Raw genomic sequence first — 23,690 nt, 5'->3', positions numbered from 1 at the left:
ATTTATCCCAAAGGGAGAAGGCTTATTTAAGAATTAATCTTTAAAATGCACAGGAATCCATTGATAGCTTTTCCCATCTGCCGAATAGATATGTCCAATGCCGGGGAATGGGAGGTGTGGTGCTGCAATGGTTTGCCCGCCTTTTGCATATTCCGCAAATTGTTTTAGGCGTGTTTGCACCGCTTTTTTCGGGTCGATATCATAATCAATGGCGGTTGTAGGTTTATCAAATTGCACGGTATGCGAGTGTACAATGTCACCAATAAATACCACCGTTTCATCTTTGCTTTTCAGCGCATAGCTAAAATGTCCTGGTGTATGCCCAGCGGTATTCATCACTTTAAAGCCTTGAATCTCACCGCCCAATGTGTAGGTTTTGAAACGTTGTTTGGCTTGATAAGGGGCTATGGCTTGCTTAATTTTTTCCACAGTGCCGACATAGCCAGCTTGTTTATCTTTAGGAATTTGGTCGACTTGTTTCGGGTTTAGCCAATAGTTGGCTTCATCGTTCGAGACATAAACCGTTGCATTTGGGAAGTTGGCAACACCATTTTGGCTGATCCCACACACATGGTCTGGGTGTAAATGCGTAAGTAAAATGGTATCGACTTGTTCTGGTTTATAGCCAGAAGCCTTTAAGTTGTTTAAAACTGAACCCAAATGTGCGCCAAAACAGCTCGCAGCGCCGCTATCCACCAAAACCAGTGAATGACCCGTATTGACCAAAAAGGCATTGATAGAGGTTTGTACGCCTTTGGATTGGTCGGCAGCGTATTTCTTTAAAATGTCATGTACTTCTTTTTCTGGAGTGTTTTGAAATAGCTTCGGCGACATGAAGTTGGTGCCATCGAGCAGAGCCGTGATTTGCACATCACCCGCTTGGTATTGGTAATAGCCTGAAACTTGTTTTTGCTGTTGAATTGGTGCGGGAGGTGAAGTGGCAAATGCAGCGTGGCTAATCAAACTCGTGCAGATGAAAGTCGCAGCAATATATTTATTCATTGGGATTCATATATAAAATTATTAAGTGTTTTATTTTTAACATGTAAATGATTCCGCAGCAATTTTCTGGCTCTGTTTTAGACATTAGCTTTTCAAATTTAAAGAAATAAAGGCGGATGTTTTATTTTGCTATTAAGGGATAAACCTCAATTTATATTCACATCAAATTAGTACGCATTTACAACGGAATAGGACGTGCTGGCTTATGCCAAATTTAAGTTTTATCTATGTAGGCTAATGAAGATTTTAGGTTTTCTTTTTTAAGTCAATTTTTTATCTGTGATCTGAATCATTTAAAAATTTACGCGAAATTTACGCGTCTTACTTTTTTCAATATAGAGAATTTACGCCCTCAATTTCCATACTAATGCTGACCTATTTTAAATGGCATTTGCTATGTGGGAATTTATTACTGTATTTGTCTTTTCATTGTTGCTGGCTTACCCGCTTGGTGCTTATCTTGCGGATGTGATGCAAGGCAAACCAATGAAGAGTGACCATTTTTTTAAATGGATTGAGCAACCGATTTATGCTGTGCTCGGTGTCAAGCGCAGTGGGATGAACTGGCGACAATATTTGGGTGCTTTTGTTCTGAGCAATATTTTATTGCTGGGGGCGAGTGTCACTATTTTAATGACACAGGCATGGCTACCATTAAATCCTGATCATATTCCCAATATGAATTGGGACTTGGCTTTACATACTACGATTTCATTCCTGACCAATACCAACCAACAGCATTATTCGGGGCAAGCACAACTGTCATATCTATCGCAAATGACGGTGATTGTGGGATTGCAATATTTATCGCCAATTATGGGACTTGCCTTATTGGTCGCCATGTTAAGAGCATTATTTTTACAATCTGCTCAACAACAAGACCTAGAGCAAAACAAATGGAATCGCATTAATCTGGGCAATTATTGGATGGATATCATCCGCCCCTTATTTCGATTCTTCATTCCGCTTGGTTTTGTTTTTTCTTTGCTGCTCACTTTTCAAGGTGTTCCATCAACGCTGTCTGCTGGCCCAACAGTGCAAGTTTTAGAGCAAAGCACAGAAGTCAAAACCCAACATATTCCATTGGGTCCTGTTGCACCGATGGTCGCGATTAAACAACTCGGCAGTAATGGCGGTGGCTGGTATGGACCAAACAGTACTGTGCCTTTAGAAAATCCAACACCATTGTCCAATGTAATTGAGATGATTGCGATTTTACTGATTCCACTTTCTGCGGTGTTTATGGTTGGACGCTTTATTCAACGCAAAAAACTGATGTGGATGATTTTTGGTAGCATGTTGTTGATGTCGCTGTCTTCAACACTATTGACCCTGTGGGCTGAAAAATCTTCGTTAATTCCAAATACTGCTTTGATGGAAGGGAAGGAAATGCGTTTCGGTGCTGACGCATCGGCATTGTGGGGAAGTTTGACCACACAAGTGAATAACGGCTCAGTCAATATGATGCATGATTCGGCTTCACCACTGACTGGATTGGTTGAACTGTGCAATATGCTGATCAATGCCATTTGGGGTGGGATTGGTTGTGGTCTATTACAGTTCTTTATTTACCTATTTCTTGCCGTATTTATCGCAGGTTTGATGACAGGGCGTACCCCTGAATTGTTTGGGCGAAAAGTTGAAGTTGCTGAAATTAAGTTATTGGCGCTGGTGATTCTCTTACAACCTGTGGTGATTCTTGGTTTGACGGCCATCGCCATTGCAGTCCCATCAATGACAGGGAGTTCCAATCCAGCATTTCACGGCATTAGCCAAGTGTTTTATGAGTATGTTTCTGCTTATGCCAATAATGGTTCGGGTTTTGAAGGCTTAGGCGATAACACTTTATGGTGGAACCTGAGTGCCAGTGTGGCGTTATTGGCAGGGCGTTATAGCGTGTTGATCATTCCAGTCTTAATTGCAGTCAGTTTGGCAACCAAACCGCAAGCAGTCGAAAGCAAAGGTTCTTTACAGATTGAATCTCCAACCTTTGCGTTGACCCTAATTGGGATCGTATTGATTCTGACCTTGTTGCAATTCATGCCAGTGTTGGTGATTGGACCAATTGCTGACTATTTATCGATAAAAGTTTAAGCGTGGAGCAAGCACAATGAAACATTCAAATGCGACACAACAGATGGATATCTTGAATAAAGAAATTATTCAGCAAACTTTCCATAAATTGCTGCCTCAACACGCGTTTAAAAACCCAGTGATGGCATGTGTGTGGGTGGGAACAGTTTTAACCCTTGTTGCCACTTTGATGGGAAATACCAGCTTAGGTTTTGGCTTAGTCCTAAGCTTGATTTTATTGGTTACGGTTTTATTCGCCAACTATGCAGAAGCGGTTGCAGAAGCCAAAGGTCGAGGACAAGCCGCATCATTACGTCAGGCGCGTGAAAATTTAACTGCAAATCGTATCCTCGATTTAAATGCTGTACCGACAGTGATTTCTGCAAATTTACTGAAGAAGGATGATTTAGTCATCGTCAAAGCAGGTGAAATTGTTCCTGCCGATGGTGAGATTATTCAGGGTTTTGCGACTATCAATGAATCAGCGGTTACAGGTGAATCTGCGCCCGTACTGCGTGAAGCCAATACCGACCGTTCAGGTGTGATTGGCGGAACTAAGGTTTTGTCCGATGAAATTATTATTCGAGTCAGTAATGAAGCAGGGCATAGCTTCTTAGACCGTATGATTGCCTTGGTGGAAGGTGCCAATCGCCAAAAGACACCGAATGAGATCGCACTCAGTATCTTACTGAATATTATGACCATCACTTTTATTGTGGTGGTGCTGACTTTACCTGTTATTGGTTCAATGGTTGGAATCAAAATCAGTATGGTTTTGCTGATTGCACTGTTGGTGTGTTTAATTCCAACCACGATTGGTGGCTTGCTGCCTGCAATCGGTATCGCAGGGATGAACCGTGCTTTAAAAGCCAATGTCTTAGCAAAATCAGGTAAAGCCGTTGAAGTTGCAGGTGATATTGATGTGTTGCTCTTGGATAAAACAGGCACGATCACCTATGGAGATCGCCAAGCCACTGCTTTTTATCCATTGGCAGGTGTGACACCAAGTGAGTTACGCCAAGCAGCAATGCTGACTTCTTTTGCCGATCCAACGCCTGAAGGGAAGTCGGTCATCAGCCTTGGGAAAGAATTAGGTGAGAGCATCCAAGAGCCGAAAGATGCTGAGTTCATTCAATTTAGTGCCTCAACTCGTCTTTCAGGAGTAGATCTAGCAACTGGACAAACGATTCGTAAAGGTGCTGTCGATGCCATTCTTAACTTTACCCATCAAAATATTCAAGACAACTTAGAGCTTAAAACTCGTGTCGAACAAGTGGCTTCTAAAGGTGCAACACCATTGGTGGTGGCTTCGAATCACAGTATTTTAGGGGTGATTGAACTTTCGGATGTGATTAAACAAGGCATTAAAGAACGCTTTGCGCTGCTACGTGAGATGGGCATCAAAACCATTATGGTCACGGGAGACAATCCATTGACTGCGGCTGCGATTGCGGCCGAAGCAGGGGTGGATGACTATATTGCGGAAGCGAGACCTGAGGACAAATTGGCGTGTATTCGTAACGAACAAGCAGCAGGGAAATTGGTCGCAATGGTCGGTGATGGCACCAACGATGCTCCCGCCTTGGCGCAGGCAGATATTGGTTTAGCCATGAATTCTGGTACGCAAGCAGCCAAAGAAGCTGGCAATATGGTGGATTTGGATTCTGATCCAACCAAATTGCTGGATGTGGTGGAAATTGGCAAGCAGCAACTGATTACTCGTGGCGCATTAACCACTTTTTCTTTGGCAAATGACGTATCTAAGTACTTTGTGATTTTACCTGCATTATTCGCCGTTGCGATTCCTGAGCTTGGCGTTTTGAATATTTTGCAACTCAGTAGCCCAAGTAGCGCAGTGATTTCCGCTTTGATTTTTAATGCCTTGATTATTCCAATGCTGATTCCATTGGCACTCAAAGGTGTTCAATTTAAACCTGCCAGTGCGCTGCAATTGTTACGCCGTAATATGTTGATCTATGGGGTAGGTGGGGTCGTTTTTCCATTTATTGTGATCAAGCTCATTGACCTTGTTGTGTCCTTGTGGATTTAGGAGTTGGAAATGAATATTTTATTGAAGCATGAGCAATTGAATCAACAGAATCTCCAATTATCGAATCCTGTTCATTCAGTTTTACGTCCAAGCCTCGGTTTGGTTGCGGTTGGTTTCTTGATTGCAGGCATGTTGTACGCTACAGCAAGTGTCTCCATTGCACAGTTGATCTTTCCCAAACAGGCCAATGGCAGTGTCATTGAACTCAATGGTAAAGTGATGGGGTCAAGTTTGGTCGGACAAAACTTTGTTAGTGAACAATATTTCCATGGGCGACCGAGTGCGGTAAGTTACAGTGTCGATGGCATGGCAGGCAGTAATTTGGCAATCTCTAATCCTGATTTGCAAAAACAAATTAAAGAGAGAACGATACAATTTGCCCAAAATAATCAGATTACTAAGCAACAAGTGCCGAACGAGATGGTGACTGCGTCGGGCAGTGGGATTGATCCTGATATTTCACCTGAAAGTGCATTGTTGCAGGTGAAACGTGTGGCACAGCAACGTCATTTGCCTGAGCAACACATTCGTGATTTGGTACAACAACAAATTCAGCCTGCACAGTTCGGCGTATATGGGCAAGCGCGAGTGAATGTGTTGCAGTTAAATTTAGCCTTAGATCAATTGTCATCTACACCTCGTTAATAGAGCGCACTTATGCAGATTGACCGTAATAACAAAGCAGATGCATGGTTGGCACATAGCCAACGTGAACAATCTGGACGTTTGACTACTTTCTTGGGTGCAGCACCCGGGGTTGGGAAAACCTATGCCATGCTGACCCGAGCGCATGAATTGATGCAACAAGGGCAGCATGTGGTAGTTGGGGTCGTAGAAACCCACGGTCGATCTGATACCGAACGTTTGATTCAAGGGCTGAATGTTATTCCAAGAAAGTCTGTGGAATATCAAGGGCGAATGTTGGAAGAGATGGATCTCGACCAAATTCTTAAATTAAAGCCTCAAATTGTGCTTGTTGATGAACTTGCACATCGGAATGTACCCAACAGCCGACATGAATATCGTTGGCAAGATGTCAATGAGTTGTTGGATGCAGGCATTGATGTCTATAGCACCTTAAATATTCAGCATTTGGAAAGCCTCAATGATGTGGTTTTTCAAATTACGGGGATTCGGGTAACTGAAACTGTCCCCGATGCACTACTTAAACGTTTGAAAGATATTCGACTGGTTGATTTACCTGTTCCCGAATTATTAGAACGGATGAATCATGGCAAGATTTATTTCGCTGATGTTGCACCCCATGCATTACAAGGTTTTTTTAAAGCTGCGAATTTGACAGCGTTACGTGATCTGGCAATTCAAACTGTTGCAGGGCAGGTCGATATTGATTATCGAGAAAAATTTGTTGCGCAAGGGCAGATTATCCCGATTCAAAATCACGTCCTGTTGGCGATAGATGGTTCTGAATTCTCTGAAGATTTGGTGCGCCGTGCACATCGGATTGCGGAAAGACGCAATGCAACGTGGAGCGTCATTTCGATTCAAAAAAGTAAAGCCGAAACGACGCAAATTTTTACGGTGACGAAGGCTTTTAACCTAGCGCGTAAGCTCGGTGCAGACACCTATTTACTGTATAGCAATCATATTGCATCGACCATTTTACAGGCAGCTTATGATTATGGTGCATCCAATATTTTACTTGGCAAAAGCCCTCAAAAATCGCTATGGCAGCGCCTATTTTCAGATCATATTGCTGACCAACTTTTAGAGAAACAGCACCCTTTTGAAATCACCTTTGTTCAGCCTTTAAAAGCCAAAAATAATGAAAAGCGTTTGCAGAAAGATGTGGCTTATTCATCTTGGCGAGAACAGGGTTTGGCATTTAATTCACGAGAAGTATTCGAAAGTATCATCATTGTATTGCTAGGACTGATTGTGGCGGCAATCAGTGATCATTTTATTGGGTATAGCGATTTAGCCTTGATTTTTATTGTGACCGTATTATTGGTTGCGATACGCGCCCGCATGTTGATTACAATTATCAGCGTATTTATCTGTTTTTTACTCTACAACTACTTTTTTATCGAACCTCGCTTTACCTTTATGATCAGTGCTGAACGCGGCGTGATTACCATTATCACATTCATTATTTCAGCCTTACTGGTCGGGCGTTTAGCCAATCAATTACGTGCTCAGGTGTTGAGTTTACGCGCAGCAAATTCAGTCTCGTTACAATTACAAGAATTAGAGCGCAAGCTATCGACCTGTGTAGATATTGAACAGGTATTAACCGTTGCCAAACAACATTTAGAAACTTCATTAAATGCCACGGTTTGGTTAAAAGTTGAAAATCAGTCTTTAGGTGATGTCTCTGCTTTAAATGAAAAAGATCAGATTGCCGCAGATTGGACGCAGAAGAATGCGAAACCCTGTGGACGCTTTACCAATACACTGACCAATTCTGAATGGTGGTTTATTCCGTTAAATTTGGTGAAAGAATATGGGGTGATTGCAATTCGCTTTCATCAAAACGCTCAAACCATCAGTTTTGAATTGCAACGTTTAACTGAGTTGATGATTGAAGACATTGCACAAACTGTTGCTCGGGTACAACTCTCTTTACAGTTAGAAAATTCTCGTGTGGTGGCTGAAACGGAAAAGCTTCGCTCCGCCTTACTTTCTTCGGTGTCACATGATTTACGTTCACCCTTAGCCGCGATGATTGGTTCAGCAGATACGCTTAAATATTATGGCGAACAGATGCCTGAAAGCGATCGGCATGAATTATTAGACACCATTCACATTGAGGGTGAACGACTAGATCGTTATATTCAAAACCTGTTGGATATGACTCGATTAGGTCATCAAGGGTTGACTTTAAGTCGTGCTTGGATTGGTGTGGATGAACTGATTGGCTCGGCAACTCAACGACTGAAACGCTATCAGCCTGAGGTGAAAATCGAGGTTGCTTTGGCGGAAGAACTTCCTCAATTGTATGTGCATCCTGCTTTGATTGAGCAAGCCATTTTTAATGTCTTAGAAAATGCTGCCAAGTTCTCACCAGAGAATGTTCCGATTGAAATAAAGATTCAGCAAGAGGAACAATGTCTGCAAATTGACATTATCGATCAAGGGATCGGCATTCCCGAAGATGAACGTGAACAAATTTTTGATATGTTCTATACCATGCAGCGTGGCGATCGAGGCAAAACGGGGACAGGTTTAGGGCTGGCGATTGTCAAAGCCATTATTGGCGCTCATATGGGCAGTATCGAAGCTTTTGCTGGAACAGATGGTCAAGGCACCTTAATTCGCATACGATTACCGTTACATCAGGACTAAAAACATTTTTATGCCGCAAACAATTCATTCGAATGCTTCAATTTTGATTATTGATGATGAGCCTCAAATCCGAAAATTTTTGGACATTGCCTTACGTTCGCAGGGCTATCAGGTGCATGTTGCAGAAAATGGCATGCAAGGCTTAGAGACTTTGGCAACCCGTGGTGCGGATTTACTGATTTTAGACTTGGGCTTACCTGATATGGAGGGACAGCAGGTATTGACCGAGATGAGACTCTGGTCGGACATTCCTGTGATTGTGTTATCCGCACGTCCTGATGAAAATCAAAAAATTAAATTGTTAGATGCAGGTGCAAACGATTATGTGACCAAACCGTTTAGCATTCAGGAATTATGTGCGCGTATTCGAGTGATGTTTCGTAATAAACCACAGCAATCTGGACTGAACATTGTATTTGATGATGGTCAATTATCCGTCGATGTGGCTGAGCATGTCGTGAAATTAGCCCATGAAGAAATTATTCTGACCAAAAAAGAATTTCAACTGTTGGCACTGCTGATTCGTCATCAAGGTAAGATCGTGACTCAAAAACAAATCATGACGGAGTTATGGGGCATCACGCATGAAGAAGATACCCATTATCTTCGAATCTTGGTGAAAAAACTCCGAACCAAAATCGGAGACTCAGCGATGAACCCAAAGTATATTTTTACTATTGCTGGGGTCGGGTTGCGTTTTTTGGGTGAATCCTAACGATCAACTTCAAGAGAACACAAGGGACTTAAAAATAGTGTGGGATTGATTCAATCACATCCCACAAAAGAAGGCCTTCATTCAATTGATATACATTAAAGGAAGCTAAAACAAAGTAAGCCGATTAACGCCGAAGCAGCAAGGACATACATGACTTTCAACTCAAAATAGAACAGTCCAATCAGGGCTGCAAGTGCGATTGAAGCAGCAACGATATCAAAAGAACCACCAAATCCTGTTGGCCAGAGCACGTGATAACTAAAAAATAGTGCAAGATTCAGAATCACGCCGACAACCGCTGCTGTAATGGCCGTTAGGGGTGCTGTAAATTTGAGCTCATTATGTGTTGACTCTATAATGGGTGCACCAGCCAAGATAAAAATAAAGGAAAATAGGAAGGTAAACCAAGTCACGATTGTCGCGCCAATCGCTCCCGCCAAGAATAGATGATCTGGACCTAGGAGGGCTTGGTTAAATGCGCCCAAAAAGCCAACGAATGCAACCACCATAATTAAAGGGCCGGGCGTACTTTCACCTAGTGCCAAGCCATCGATCATTTGAGTTGGGCTTAACCAGCCATAATAGTTAACAGCACCTTGATAAACATAAGGTAATACGGCATAGGCACCGCCAAAGGTGAGCAGGGCTGCTTTAGTAAAGAACCAAGCCATTTGAGTATAGGCATGATTCCACCCAAGCGTTAAGCTTAGACTCAGGATAGGAACAAACCACAGTAGCCCTCCCATCAGTAAAATACTGCCCAGCCGTTTCCAGTTAAAGATCGCATGTTCGGGCGTAGGCGTATCATCATCAATGAAAGCCCGTCCATAATCTTTTTTACTCTGCTGATGCGTGTTTCCGCTAGAAAATAGGGTGGGATACTTTTTACTGGTCAGATATCCAATGATCGCAGCCGATAACACAATTAAAGGGAAGGGTAAATTAAAGAAAAAAATCGCAATAAATGAAAGCGCTGCAATCAACCATAAGAATTTATTCTTGAGTGATCGACTCCCAATTCGATGTGTTGCATGAAAAACAATGGCAACAACGGCGGGTTTGATACCGTAAAACAGTCCAGCAATAATAGGGACATCACCAAATTTGACATAGACCCATGAAAGGCCAATTAAAATAAAGAGCGATGGGAGTACAAAAAGAATGCCTGCAACTAAACCCCCAGCGGTTCTATGCATTAACCAACCAATATAAGTCGCCAATTGTTGTGCTTCAGGGCCTGGTAAGAGCATGCAATAGTTCAGTGCATGTAAAAAACGTTTCTCGGAAATCCAGCGTTTTTGTTCGACCAGTTCTTGATGCATAACCGCGATTTGACCAGCGGGACCACCAAAACTAATAAACCCTAATTTAAGCCAAAACAGAAAGGCCTGCCAAAATGAAACAGCTTGTATTTCTGCTTCGGGGGATGTAATCCGTTCTTGTTCCATGATTATTCTCTGGATAGGTTGGCATAGAGGCCATCAAAAATATGATTGGATAATGCAAATAATTGTTCATCATTGTTGATTTGGCTTCGAAGACCTTGCATGACTTTTTCAATCCCTATTGCTTCTGGTGGTTCAATTCCACCCACATCAAGGTAATGCACAATTTCAGCGATTTTTTTGAGTGCAGGTGTTTCTAAATTAAAACTATGTAAAAGAACTTCAAAAGTGACCCAGTGATTCACGTGGCTGAACCTCGCGCCATCAAAATCAAAACCTAAGGCCTCTTCGGGGCAATCAGCAGGGGTTTCTAACCACATAAAGGTCGGTGTGGCATCGATAAAAGTCTTAATCAGCCATGCAGAGGCTAGGCGATCAATCCAAGGTCTTTTTCGAGTTGCCCAAATTTGGTTTTGATAATCTGTTTTGTCTAAAAGTTGAATATGAGTTTGCATTGCTTGGGGTTCGTTAACTTCACCAAGTCGTGCAATAGTGCGTTCCAATAATGAAAGTTCGTTTAGCACTTGAGCCTGAGTTTCGTCAGGGTAATAGTCAATTTCTACAAGTGCATCGATACTTTTTCGGAGTTTACGAACTTGCTTGAGCAGCTCTTTCTTTTGATTTTGAGTCAGGTGGTCTCGTAATGCAGTAAGTTGTTTATAAAGAGCATCGTATTCTTCTTTTCGACTGAAAATAGTCGAAAGATCAAGATTTGAAAGGGACTCTGTATGGAATATATAAGCAGTTCCTTGCTCAGAAATAACATCATGAGCAATAGCATCAAATTTTTCGCGATGAGCAATTGGGAGTACATAGACCCCATCCCGAAGGGTTGCAGCGCCACTTGCCTTAAGAGATCTCCATACCCTCATACGAGTGGTTGTGTTTTGTGTGGGGAGTGAAGAGATGAGTAAAGATATTTTCATGTTATATACTCAACATATTTTGTTAAGTATATTTTATTTTTATAATCAGTAGATCATATTTTCTGCAAAGAATATATACAAAATAGATATGAACCTAATCGTTAACAAAGCTTATTTCTGATTTGTTTTAGAAACGGAGATGAGCAATTGATTTGAAAACTTTTAGAATAATTTAAAGATTGCGGTATCTAAGTTTATTGTATAGCAAGAATTGTGACTTAATGATGTCAAATGATCATTTGATTTTGAGTACTTCTTGAGTTCATCGGAATAAAATTGTCGAGAATAGACTTTTTTCTATTTGTTAAATGTTGAATGTGGTTAAGGGAGCAGGTTTGTTAGATTGGCTCAAATATAACTTCTATCAATTGTTTGAATTTAATTTAGAGCGCTAAAGACTAAAATAAACCATAAGATGGTGCGCCCTGCGCGCCTAGAACTATATGTGTAAGCTATTGATATTAAAGTATTATAATAATTATATTTTTGTATTGGGTACTCATATAGGTACTCATTTCTGAAAATGCCTAAACTTGATGCTATTTGAACGTCGGTGTGAGTCCCTGTTTAGGATTCGAACTGATGTATGCATTGAATGAGTTCTAGCGTATGAAAATTGGTTTAGAGCATTGCTCATTCTAAGGTGAACAAGATTATCAGTACCACATATGGCAAAAGAATCTTTTCTTAATGAGTTGGATGATGCTATAGGGCAGTTAGGTTGGGAAAAGTAAATGCTATTAGGGCAATCGAAATAAATTCAAAAATGTGCCAGAAAATTATAATAAACTCATATTAATAATTATGGATTTTTCATATGAAAAAAAATCAAAGTTTTCTAAAACAAATATGGCATTTCTTTAAAATTGAATTTTGGATAGTGGTAATAATTAACTGTATTATTATGGGATTAACATATTTTTTAAAGGGATAAAAGGTGTTGAAAAGATTATAGATTCTTTAAATGATCAGTATGATGGTATTAATATAGGAGCCACATGTTTTTCATTGCTTATTGGAGTCTTATTATGGATTCTATATCGATTTTTTAACTTCAAGTCTAAATCAACTTTAAGGGCCATATCTGAAGGGTTAGTTGATACATTAATAACATTATTAAGATTAGCAGGTGGAGTGCTTTTGTCATTCACATCACTGTATTTGTTAGTGGAAGGAATGGCTAAGGTATTAATAGCTTTTACTTTTTACGGAGTTTTAGTGATTGGCGAGTCAGCTTTCTTGGTATGGTTAAAATATAAGATGTATTCGAGACCAGATAGACCTTTTAAAAATTAACTTACCTAAAAAACTGCAATACATAACCTCACCAGTAGTCCTATCAATAACGATAGGACTTTTTTATTAATCGCTTATTCTTTTACTTGGATGTACTTGGATAAAATACTGTATTTTTCAACTTTTACCTATTACGAAGGTTAGCACAAGAATACATTTCTCTACTTCTGCCTTGTTGTACCTTGTTCAATTATGGGATTTTTCAAACTTTTCCTTGATGTTCCTTGATGGAATCAAGCAACCATCATTAAACGGTAAGCCTTACCACATATAACTTTGAGGTTATTTTAAGGGGCTTGCTACGGGTGTCCCATCAAGGAAATTAAATAAACGCCGTAAAGAATAATTTAAGGTGGTTTTGCTTTACGTAGCTTTACGAAATGAAAATTACAATTCTGCTGTAAGCCTTTCTCTATATGGTCTACAAGTCAATTTCCACCAATGCGCTGTAAAGCAAAAATTACTTGGATGTACTTGGATGGAATAGGCTCTTTTTCACCTATCTTGTTATACGTAGTTATACGAAATTGAATCTCAAATATCGCCGTGTCCCTTGTGGTGCTTGGCATAAATGCAAATTTGAATAAGTAGGCTGTAAAACAAAAATAAGCTGTTCTTGTATCTCTAAAATTGAGCCTATTTTGTTAGACGTAGAACGACAAAACACGATTTTCTTGCATGACGTAGCATGACAAAACGCACTTTTCACAAAAGGTTTAAAACCCTTGTATAGCCTAGCTTTGAGTGTGTTTTTAGAGATTATTTTATTGGCATCTTGTTTAGCAAAATAAAGATACCCTGTCGTACAAGATTTAGAGCCTTTTTGCGACACGTAGCGACACAGAACGAGATATTCTGCAAAATCAATAACTGCTTGGACATCTATTCTTATTTTATCTGGATATTTTTTTCTGTTTTAGGGTTAAATGAGACTACATAAAGCCGTGGAAATTTGATTGTTTATTGACGGTGGAACATGAAAAATCACTAAAAAGCTGTTCCAGTGCGCTGAACCCTAGAATATCTTTGACTAAGATATTGATGCTTATAGGAAAATTTCCTGTTATTCACCAATTAAAATGTCTATGCGATAAACCATTTAAAATGTCCTGTTTTTAACTGCAAGAGTCAAGAACAGGATTTAAATTTCTTTGTTCAATAACCGCTTTCTGAGCTTTACGACTCGGCATACTTTTCTTGAGACGGGAACGTTTATTCTGTTTTTCCAACTCTTCATGCTGTTGTTGGATATGGGCCAGAACCGAGCCTAATCTTTTATTCTCAACCACTGCATTTTGCTGTTGTCCAACCAATTTATTAAAAATACTGTAGTTGAGCTTCCGTCCTTCATGCATGATTGCCACAGTGCCATCTGGATACTCCAGAAATGAAATGTATTGCCCAACAAGCTTATGATTCAGTGCTGTTGGCTCAAGCATATAAATACACTTGTCATACGTGATGGTTAGGTTCTTCGTAACTTTGCGTGGTTCCTGCCAGGTGAAAATATCCTCCAATTCAGCATCAGACTCTGTTAAAGGGCGATGCAAGTTCTTGGAATTTCTCGCACACTTGGCAAACTTCTGATTGAATTGCTCAATAAAGCAGGGCAGCCACGCATTTGCTTCGGCAATCGAGCAAATACCTTCCAGGCGCATTTCCTTGATCAGACGATCCTGAAGTGTCCTGTTGGCGCGTTCAACACGACCTTTGGCCTGTGGTGAGTTGGCAAAGATAATATCAATGTTTAACTCATTCAGGATCCGGCCAAATTGCGTGATCTGGCTGTCCTGACTGGATTTCTGGTTCACTCTGAATACCGAATGTTTGTCGCTATAAAAGGCCAGCGGCTTACCATATTGCTCAATGTAGGCTTGGGTGGAAAGCATATAGTCAAAGGTCGTTTCAGCATCACAAAAGCGCAGATGCAACAGCTTTCCAGTCGCGTCATCGATATAAACCAGCAAACAGCATTTGGCGGCTCGTCCTTCAAACCAGTCATGATATGAACCATCAATCTGGATCAGTTCACCGAAGCAATCACGGTTATATCGAGGCTGATATGGACGTTTCAGGCGTTTGGATCGCGGAATCCAGAGTTCATTGGCAGTCATCCAGCGACGAACCGTTTCCACAGGAATATTCAGACCAAATATGCTACTGAGCTTCTCATGAGCCAAGGTTGGGCCAAAGCCCAGCAGATGTTCAGAAATAAGGGAAAGGCATTCAGACTTTACAGCTTCATCATGACGACGATGGCCAGGTTGACCACGACTGGCATGTGTCAGGCCTGAAATACCATCTTGCTTTAGCTTCTGCAATAACCGAGTAATTTGACGGGTTGAAAGATTCAGAATTTCAGCAGCACGGACTTGTGTAATACGTAGATCTCGAACATCTTGCAGAACTGCAAGACGTTGAATTTCCTTGTCAGACATAGTGATCAGCATCTCAAATGTATATCCAGTCCATGATGTTGATGCGCATCATAGACCAGACATTTTTATTGGTGAGAATATAGACACTTTAAATGGGTTCTAACAAACGCATTTCGTATACCGTGTATTATGTTAATTTTAGAAATATTGAATGAATGAAATATACATCGAAAAAGGCCGATGATGCGAACAAGATCATTACCTCTAGCCAGCTACAAAGCCGTGTAGATAGTTCTATGGCGGATTATGCTTATACCACTGACCTGACTCAACGTCCGAACTTCTGTTTTGCTGCGGGTACTTTTGTACATACTGACAAAGGATTGGTGCCAATACAGGATATTAAAGTGGGTGATATGGTTTTATCTATGCCTGAAGCAGGTGTTGGAGAAAAAACATATAAACCTGTATTACGAACTATTCATACGCCTGAAAAAGAGGTATACCGTTGTACTTATTGGGCAAGAGACCAGTATGAAGAAGATGAACCAGAAATTAGCTATGTTTTAGCAACTGCAGAACACCCAATTTGGTCGATGTCTGAAGAAAGATGGTGTCCTGCAAAAGGATTAAACACAGGCGATAAAGTATTTACCTTGGCAGTTGATAAACAGTTCCATTTTTTATATGCAAATAAATTGTATAAAACTACTGATAGTGTTGGAAAAATATATGGTCATACCTCACCACCATTACAGGATTTTGAAGATGCAGTTAGAATAGATACTTTTTTTGAAATAAATAAAGATTATATATATGGTTATAACCAAATTTATAGAAATAAATATAAGCCAGCACTCTTAAATGAACTTGACTTAAAATTGGTAAAGGAGCTCGCAGGTGCTGCAGACTCAACTAGTTTGTTATGTGATGTATATAATCTGGAAGTAGCAGAAAATCATACTTATTTTGTAGGCGAAGAAGGTTTATGGGTACATAACTGCGGCGGTGAGGAAACTGTTGAATTATTATCAACATCAAAATAATAAGGCTCTAGACTGGAAAAATTCCTAAACTTACCCCCCCATTTAACATAATGGTGGTTGTACGAAATTGAGTTGTTATTCCCATTTAAAGTGTCCAAGTTAGATACAACACTCTGTTCATTTGTTTGTGAAATTTGGTTTCCATTAGAAGAATATGCAGATATTCCTCAATACGAATTAACTCTGCTCCATAGGGGTAATTTCGGATTTTAAATCCTGAATTTTACTGTACGTAGCTGTACGGATTTACCTTGACGTACCTTGACGAAACGCCACTTTAAAAACCTTACGAAAATTGGCTGTAATGCATTATTGGTAAGGCTTTTGGTTGAATGGGCAAGCTGTTTTAAATCTAGGTCTGTCAAGGTGAATTGCTTGTGTCTTGTACAACAAAATACATGGCGTTTTTCATTCTACGTTGATGGAATGGTGGAAATGACACATAACTTGAGAGCATTTAGAATGTGACCAAGTTTTGCTATACGTAGCTATACGAAATGAGGGTATTTAGGTTGACGTAGGTTGACAGAATGGGGATTTACTAAAAAGGGCTAAAGCCTTGCTGTACATAGGTTTGAATAGGATTTAATACCTAATTTCTATCGTATGCCGTCAACCTAAATTTAAGTGTCTTGTATAGCTGAATTCACGGCGTTTTTGTCGGTCAAAATGTCAAAGCAATTGGGTTGTTTTTTATTGCGTTATGACGATATAGCGCAATTAAATGTCAAAAATCTTGGCGAACTTGGAAGTAAATCTTCTATGTTTAATTAGCCAATAAAAAAGCCCCTCAAGCTAAGGAGCTATTACAATTTATTTGTACGGCGTGAATTGGTTACTATCATCTTGTAAGAGATTTAATAGTTTAGGATGGATAAATAGCTTTTCTTTACCAAGCTGTAACTCATGTAGCACACCAATTTCCACAAGTTTTTTTAAGTATGTTGATGCTGCTTGGCGCTTAGCTATATTTTTGTCAACTAGGTTGGATATACGACTGTATGGTTGCTCAAAAATAGTATCAACTAGCTCACGAGTATAAATTTTATCTGCATGAGTTCTTATATATTCAATTGTATGCTCATGTAGACTTTTGATAGCTGTAATTTTAGATATAGTCCATTCACTGGTGTTCTTTACTGCTTGTAGCATAAACATTACCCAAGAACGCCAATCGCTTTCTTTGGTCACATTGAGTAGCAACTCGTAATATTGTGATTTATTTTGAATAATGAATCGACTTAGATAAAGAATAGGCAAGCTTAATAAGTTGCAATCCATAAGGTAGAGAATATTTAAAATTCTTCCTGTACGACCATTCCCATCAATAAAAGGGTGAATTGCCTCGAATTGATAATGAGCTATAGCCATTTTAACTAAGGGGTCTAGTTCTTCATTGTAATGAATAAATTTTTCCCAATCTGATAATAATGTCCGAATTACATCTTCACCTGCTGGAGGGGTATAAATAATTTCTCCTGTATAGCTATTCTTTAATGCTGTACCTGTCGTTGCTCTAATACCTAAATCTACACCTTTAATTGTTTGGCATATCTCAATAGTTGTGCCTGTACATAGCGGTCGTTCTTTAATTGATTGAACCCCTTTATACAATGCGGTTCTATACCTTAAAGCCTCTTTAGTTGCATGGTCTGCATGTTCATCATTACCCTGTGCATGCTGAAATAGTTTGTCTGTGGTTGTGACAATATTTTCAATTTCTGAGCTGTCTTTAGCTTCTAATAGCGGAATAATATTTATTAGAATCGTTTGATTCGGTATCAACTCCCCAGCTTGTTTTAATTCAGCCAGTGCCGATCTAGCTTCAATACATAATTTTAATACAGCTTTATTTTCCACATCTTGTGATGGGGGAAGAAAGGGTAAAGTGTTATATGGTTGATCTGCTTGCCATTGACTCATTACGGTTATCTCATTTTGTGTCGATTCCAATAAGAAAAATCGACATAACTTTTAGCTTATGTCGATAAGATAAACATAACATGCCCTACATGTCGATATTTTTTGTAAAAATCGACATATGGTTGTAATTATGTCGATGCAACAAACATGACTAGATAAATATGTCGATAAAAACTAAAAAATCGAACATGAGTTTTTGTATATGTCGATGGTATAAGCATATTAATGGTCATGTGTCGATTTGAATAAAAAACATAAGCCCCTCAAAAAAGAGGAGCTTCATTTTTAAAGCAACTGCAACACATCCGCCCTAATCTCTGTTGCCTCTCGATCTATGCCGTTTTGGTCTTTCCATTTCCGTGTACGCAATGAACCCTCAATATAAGCCTTACTGCCTTTCTTGAGGTACTTGCAACATCCGCTAAACGTCCGTTGGTGCTGATTCTGTGCCACTCTGTAGCCTCTTTACGCTCATTGGTGGTCTTGTCTTTCCAATGCTCCGATGTAGCAAGGCTGAATGTGGTAATGCTTCCACCATTGGGAAATTGTTTTGTTTCAGGGTCACGACCTAATACGCCCATTAAAATGACTTTATTTACGTTTGGCATTTATTTACCTATCAAAATTTATATTTTTCTATAGAAGTCTTGGCTTAATGGCTTAATTGCGCTGTAACTCTTATATAGCAAGGCTTTTCACTTAGCCAATACCCTAAAAAGCCATTGGCATAATGGCTTAATCAGGATAATTTATTCACTCATTAAGCCACTATGCCACCATACAAAACACTATCATGCTTAATGGAAAGCCTTTTATAGCAAGGCTTTCAAGGTGATTAAGCCATTAAGCCACCGTTCCTAGTAAAATAGGGTTAATTAGGATGTGTCGAACCTTTGATATTTCCTCTATCTTTAAATAGTGACTGTCTATCAGCTCCTCTAAAACAGGCTCTAATTTCTGCTTACTACCCCTCATTGGGCGAGGGCAACTATTCATAAAACTAGAATATGCCAGTTTGTCTATTTTCTTGTTTGCACAGTATTTGGTGAACCATTTAATCAGCCGTTCAGCATCACTTTCCGTTTTGACCTCAATATCTGCATACATCGCCCATTCATTCAGGGAATGCTTAACGACCTCACAAGCCCCTGTTAATGTTTTGGCATCAATCCACTGTATACCCTCAAAATAAGCGAATACAGTTGCTAAACGCCGTGCTAATTGACTGGCACGACTAGCAAATGCCTGTAGGTATTCATAACGCTTACCTTTGCCCTGTAGTTCCTCAAACATGTTGTAGAACGATGCATCTATTTCCTTTGCTTCATCATTCATGGGAATGACATAACGCCCATTATGAAGTTCTTGCCCTCCTTGTGGTCTAGGACAGTCATCAAGTAAATATTCGCACCGTGTCCAGTAGGCGATAAGCCTATGGTCATGATTGGCGTTCTTAGATCGGTAGATGGCATCTTGTAGGCGTGTACCAGTCAAGTTTTCAGGGATGGTTAAAATAAAGCGAGGTAAAAAGCCTTGACCACGTAGCACAGGATCTTTAAGGGCCTCGGAGAGTACTTCATGCTGCCCCTGTAAATTGAAGGTCAAGCGAACGTCATAAGCACGACCACTACCGTTTAAATTTGATTTGGAGCGAGTACGTTCCACAAAACCATTGATAGCCTCCAATCGCTTGAGTACGTGTATCGCCTTTCATGGTATAGCCACCGAAGAATTGTCCAGCCTCATCACTGGCAATTGAGGCATTATTCAACACGCCATCAACATAAAGCCCTGCAATCGATTCAAGCGTGATATCGCTATATAACGTGCTTGGGTCATGTGGTGGGGGATTTTCAGCACAATAGGCTTCTTTATCCTTCTTATTTAAAGAGGCTTGGCCACTTTTCCATTGCTCCAGCTCACGGCGGTATTGCTCGTATTGTTTCCGTTCATGCTGAATAATGGCTCTATCTGCCATATTTCGACTGGTACTCTTACGGCTTCCGCTTTGCCCCTCAGTGAGTAGATAAAGGCTACACGGCTCACCATGAGAGCTAAAAGGATGTGGTGCATTTACGTGAGCTTGAGCAATATGTGACATGGCTCCAATGACGCATCGAGCTGTCATTGCTATTGGTGCCTGTACATGCTCAGCAATTGCTAGCACGGCATCCCTTGCCAGTGGTGGCAGGGCATGAATGGGATAAGGACTATTTAACGCCGTATCGGCTTGCACCAGAGGTAATAACTCACCCCATAGGTTTAATGATGGTAATTGCTCAATGGCATAATCAAGAAAAGCCTGTACTTCTTCAGCCTCATCATCCTGTAACAGTTCAGTTAAAAACTCACTTTCACCAGCTTTCTGAAATTGATTGAGCAATCGAATGGGGCTATTTTTCTCAAGGTTTTGGAATACCTCGAGCTGTATATGCTCAGGGCGTACTGGCATATACAACCTGTCAAAACCTGATTTTGAAAGCTGATTAATCACGAACTGCATTTGCTCAAAATCAAATGGCTTTAACTCGATTTGATGAGCATCACATAGGCTTGGTAATACTACCAATGCCACGGTGTAGCCTGTTTGAGCAATCTTAAAGAATGCCTTAAGATTATAGGTGATGATGACAGGTTTATCCTGGTGCAACTCACCCAACATAGCAAAGCCTTTGGCCACTCCATCGGGGATGACTCGTAAGGGTTGTTTATCTTGTAATATGGCACATTGAACAAGCTCTAATTGAGCGTTATAGATCGGCAGAATTAAAGGATTATCATAGCTCACGCCGTTGATATCTACATGGCACTGGTCCACATAGATTGGCTGTAAAGGACTGCCAAAACGCTGAATGACTGGATGATTGATATAGGTATCATCCAGTGGATTAAGTAATGTGCAATTTGCTAAGATGGTGTCGGGTTTGATGGAGGTGGTGTTATTCATTTGGCACCACCTTTATTGCTTTCTTGCCATTCAAAAGCCAAAGGCAATATTTTCTCAATTATTTCTAATTTGGTTTGGATTTCAAAAATCAGGTTTGCAACAATTTCACCATTAATGGTTAATTCCTTACCATTTTCAAAACAGTTGAAAGTAACGGTTGAAATATCTTTAGCACTTCCAACAAGGCAATGAATAACATCTTGAGCATTGAGATGGTTTGCATCTTTATGTGGTGTAAAAAATGCGCTGGTACAGCTTAGAGATGGGAAATAATCGTTATTAATTGGTTTCGATTTTTGATTTGAATTAGGCATGATTAATGCGCTCCTAGCGATTTAATAGAAGCTTCACCATTCACGGCCAAATGAGGGTGGCGAAGCTGAAAAGGGTTGGCCGACAGGCTCACTAGGTCACCTGCACACCCGAAGGTGTCCCTCTCCAGCCCCGCCATAACATGCGAATGCATAGAGATTTCACGCACAAAAAAAGTCCTATGAGCGGACTGTGCGCCTAGTGAAAACTTGTAACCGGCCAAGGTTAGCTCATCTGCTTTTTGATGAACGGGATTAGCATAAGCTGAACGTTCACAGCTTGCAACAAGAAAAACAGCCATAGCCCAGATGAAGAGTAGCTTTAGAAGGTTGATAGAGAGCTCTTTCATGCATCACCCCCTTATTCCGAAATGTTTAGCTAAAACTTCCATCCCCTTAGGCAGAATAAAAAATTCAATTTGGCTATAGCTTCCCAGCTCACCATTGGCTTTGATTTTTGTACGCTCTTCATACTTAGTTTCGCAGTACCCACGTTCTTGGCTATAGTGGGTAGATGCACGTGCATTGTTAAGTCGTCTATCCCAACCATGTTTACTGAGCCAATCAGCTAACACAGAACGCTTAATATTGAGAATCTTGCAAGCCTGTTGGAATTTAACGCCGTGATTGGTTTGAGTTATTACCTTTATGGATTTTTCCAACCCAGTATTTTTATGCTCTAACTCGATAACCTGTTCTGTATATTCAAGTAATGCCTTGCGTAGAGCGTGTGGATTGTTAATGTCTACATTGTGCTGTTTGGATTGGTATTCCAGTTCTTGCCAACGATCTACCAAGCGAGCTGTAAATTCAGGCGAAAGACGTGCAACAAGGATAAGGCTGTCACGCTTTTTTAGTTCGTAGTAATCAAACCACTGGCCACGGTATTCAAATTTTAGTGGCTCAATTTGAGCGTCTAAAATTTCCGCTGCTAATAAGTCCTTAATAGTTCTAATAACATTTTTATGCTCTTTGCCAGTCAATTCTGCTATTTCACGACTGGACATGGTTGGAGTAGGTGAAAGGATTTGATTCATGAATTAAGCCTCCAATATAGTAAGGCTTTGCATTTGCTTGTTATGCCATTCAACAAGCTGAGCGTAGTCAAAATACACAGGAGCTTGACGAGTAGGGCCAGCTTTATACGGTTTTGGAAACTCAGGGTCATTTAGGGTGAGTTCACGTAAAGCATTGCGCTTTATGCTCAATAACTCACAAGCCTGATTGTAAGTAACTCGGATAGGTTGCATGTGTATAACTCCACATAGTTGTATATCGTGGAGTTAGTATGTTTATGATTATTCTCGTGAAAAACCTTTGAGCTAGCACAATGGGTATTTTGCTAGCACATAGGCATTTTTGCACCATGTTGGGTTTTTTTAAATTCGTCTGAGAGCCATTTTTCAATTGTTTTTGTACTCAGTCCATGTATTACTGCGTGTTTTCTCGCGCATTCAGCATAAGAGTGATAAGAGGAAGCTTTCCAATCTTTTATTATTGTGTTTTTTATTGTTTGATATTTTTTAGATCTGGTTAGTCCCCCCAAGGCTTGTATAGATTTTTTTAAATCATTTCGATATGTGGAGAGCATTTGAGCATTTATGCACTGCATAAATACGCCTAAATCAAAATTAATCACCTCAATATTTTTTAAGGCAAGATTGATATCATCATTTGTTAATTTCTTATTCAAATGTTGAATTTTTTCTTTAGTTATATCGTAGATAATATAAGAAATGGCGAGTCTATCAATATTGTTAGGTGGTGCTATTGAGGTAAGACGTTGGATTAATTTGACACTTGAAAAGTGGCAGGCATCTTTTTCGTAACTTGGATATAATGCAGGGTGGGATTCAGTTGAATATATTTCATAAAAAGCATCTATCGCTTCATTTTTGTCTACTTGGAGAAATTCAAATATATGATCAAATTGTTGTGAAATACTTCCGTATTCACTATAAGTATTTTTAAGGTAATTTATTATAAAAGAAACATTTGCCATCTCTACCTGCCTCCCACAGCATCCCAATAAAACAGCTAAGCCAATCGAATTGGGTATCCGACTTTCGGGAGCAAACCTAGACTTAGCAAACTGAATATAAATCATAAATAACCATATATGTGCATATAAGCTCATTACAGCGACAAATCACGGCGTTATAAAAATAGGGGAATCGCAAATAGTTTGCGAAGTTCTAACCTATATATGGCAAGGGATATAAAGCCAAATCGCAAAATCGCAGGGTTCCTTAGGGAAATATATTGATTAAGC

16 protein-coding genes and 2 pseudogenes are annotated in these 23,690 nt (G+C 39.9%); 6 read left to right on the top strand and 12 right to left on the bottom strand.

Annotated features, from left to right (window positions below; all coding sequences use genetic code 11):
- Positions 1-33 precede the first annotated feature (33 nt).
- Positions 34-1,002 carry an MBL fold metallo-hydrolase gene (locus tag M5E07_RS12385; RefSeq protein ID WP_252219609.1) on the bottom strand — a complete coding sequence of 323 codons (969 nt, stop codon included), beginning with the start codon at positions 1,000-1,002 and terminating at the stop codon, positions 34-36.
- Positions 1,003-1,398: 396 nt separating this feature from the next.
- Between M5E07_RS12385 and kdpA the strand changes: the two genes are divergently transcribed.
- From kdpA to M5E07_RS12360, 5 genes are read left to right on the top strand one after another with little or no spacing between them, the layout of a single operon-like run.
- Entirely contained in the window at positions 1,399-3,096 is a 1,698-nt protein-coding gene (gene kdpA, locus M5E07_RS12380; protein ID WP_252219606.1) for a potassium-transporting ATPase subunit KdpA, read from the top strand.
- Positions 3,097-3,112: 16 nt separating this feature from the next.
- Positions 3,113-5,125 carry a potassium-transporting ATPase subunit KdpB gene (gene kdpB, locus M5E07_RS12375; protein WP_116762543.1) on the top strand — a complete coding sequence of 671 codons (2,013 nt, stop codon included), beginning with the start codon at positions 3,113-3,115 and terminating at the stop codon, positions 5,123-5,125.
- Between the two features lie 9 nt (positions 5,126-5,134).
- Positions 5,135-5,770 (top strand): potassium-transporting ATPase subunit KdpC, encoded by a 636-nt coding sequence (gene kdpC, locus M5E07_RS12370; RefSeq protein WP_116762545.1) that lies wholly within the window; start codon positions 5,135-5,137, stop codon positions 5,768-5,770.
- A gap of 12 nt (positions 5,771-5,782) precedes the next feature.
- On the top strand, positions 5,783-8,431 hold the full coding sequence (locus tag M5E07_RS12365; protein WP_252219604.1) for a sensor histidine kinase: 2,649 nt from the start codon (positions 5,783-5,785) through the stop codon (positions 8,429-8,431).
- A gap of 10 nt (positions 8,432-8,441) precedes the next feature.
- Entirely contained in the window at positions 8,442-9,146 is a 705-nt protein-coding gene (locus tag M5E07_RS12360; protein WP_252219602.1) for a response regulator, read from the top strand.
- Between the two features lie 95 nt (positions 9,147-9,241).
- Here M5E07_RS12360 and chrA read toward each other — a convergent pair whose 3' ends face one another.
- From chrA to M5E07_RS12345, 3 genes are all read right to left on the bottom strand, one after another.
- A complete protein-coding gene (gene chrA, locus M5E07_RS12355; RefSeq protein WP_252219600.1) occupies positions 9,242-10,594 on the bottom strand; it encodes a chromate efflux transporter in 1,353 nt (450 codons plus the stop codon).
- Between the two features lie 2 nt (positions 10,595-10,596).
- A complete protein-coding gene (locus M5E07_RS12350; RefSeq protein WP_252219598.1) occupies positions 10,597-11,517 on the bottom strand; it encodes a chromate resistance protein ChrB domain-containing protein in 921 nt (306 codons plus the stop codon).
- A gap of 2,411 nt (positions 11,518-13,928) precedes the next feature.
- Complete coding sequence (locus M5E07_RS12345; protein ID WP_252219596.1) at positions 13,929-15,263, bottom strand: ISNCY family transposase; 1,335 nt, start codon at positions 15,261-15,263, stop codon at positions 13,929-13,931.
- 143 nt (positions 15,264-15,406) lie between these two features.
- Here M5E07_RS12345 and M5E07_RS12340 point away from each other — a divergent pair, with 143 nt between their 5' ends.
- Complete coding sequence (locus M5E07_RS12340; RefSeq protein WP_252219593.1) at positions 15,407-16,237, top strand: Hint domain-containing protein; 831 nt, start codon at positions 15,407-15,409, stop codon at positions 16,235-16,237.
- Positions 16,238-17,050: 813 nt separating this feature from the next.
- On the opposite strand, the gene fic is transcribed toward M5E07_RS12340, so the two are convergent.
- From fic to M5E07_RS12300, 8 genes and pseudogenes are all read right to left on the bottom strand, one after another.
- Positions 17,051-18,160, bottom strand: coding sequence for a protein adenylyltransferase Fic (gene fic, locus M5E07_RS12335; protein ID WP_252219591.1), 1,110 nt, complete (start codon positions 18,158-18,160; stop codon positions 17,051-17,053).
- 348 nt (positions 18,161-18,508) lie between these two features.
- Positions 18,509-18,741: pseudogene (gene ssb, locus M5E07_RS12330) on the bottom strand (single-stranded DNA-binding protein); the annotation flags it as partial.
- 262 nt (positions 18,742-19,003) lie between these two features.
- A pseudogene (locus tag M5E07_RS12325) lies at positions 19,004-21,107 on the bottom strand (DUF3987 domain-containing protein).
- Positions 21,104-21,421: a hypothetical protein gene (locus M5E07_RS12320; protein ID WP_252219589.1), complete on the bottom strand. Its 318-nt coding sequence runs from the start codon at positions 21,419-21,421 to the stop codon at positions 21,104-21,106. The pseudogene M5E07_RS12325 and the gene M5E07_RS12320 overlap by 4 nt, the downstream one beginning before the upstream one ends.
- Before the next feature lie 2 nt (positions 21,422-21,423).
- Positions 21,424-21,768: a hypothetical protein gene (locus M5E07_RS12315; protein ID WP_252219587.1), complete on the bottom strand. Its 345-nt coding sequence runs from the start codon at positions 21,766-21,768 to the stop codon at positions 21,424-21,426.
- Positions 21,769-21,771: 3 nt separating this feature from the next.
- Positions 21,772-22,455 (bottom strand): Rha family transcriptional regulator, encoded by a 684-nt coding sequence (locus M5E07_RS12310; protein WP_252219585.1) that lies wholly within the window; start codon positions 22,453-22,455, stop codon positions 21,772-21,774.
- A gap of 3 nt (positions 22,456-22,458) precedes the next feature.
- Positions 22,459-22,668: a helix-turn-helix transcriptional regulator gene (locus tag M5E07_RS12305; protein WP_252219583.1), complete on the bottom strand. Its 210-nt coding sequence runs from the start codon at positions 22,666-22,668 to the stop codon at positions 22,459-22,461.
- Between the two features lie 92 nt (positions 22,669-22,760).
- Positions 22,761-23,420, bottom strand: a complete 660-nt coding sequence (locus tag M5E07_RS12300; RefSeq protein ID WP_252219582.1) for a hypothetical protein — start codon at positions 23,418-23,420, stop codon at positions 22,761-22,763.
- Positions 23,421-23,690 lie beyond the last annotated feature (270 nt).

It is taken from the genome of Acinetobacter tibetensis, assembly GCF_023824315.1.
In the GTDB taxonomy this organism is placed as follows: Bacteria; Pseudomonadota; Gammaproteobacteria; order Pseudomonadales; family Moraxellaceae; genus Acinetobacter; species Acinetobacter tibetensis.
Note: the sequence above shows the minus strand (reverse complement) of the source record. Positions and strands in the feature narration are given on the sequence as shown.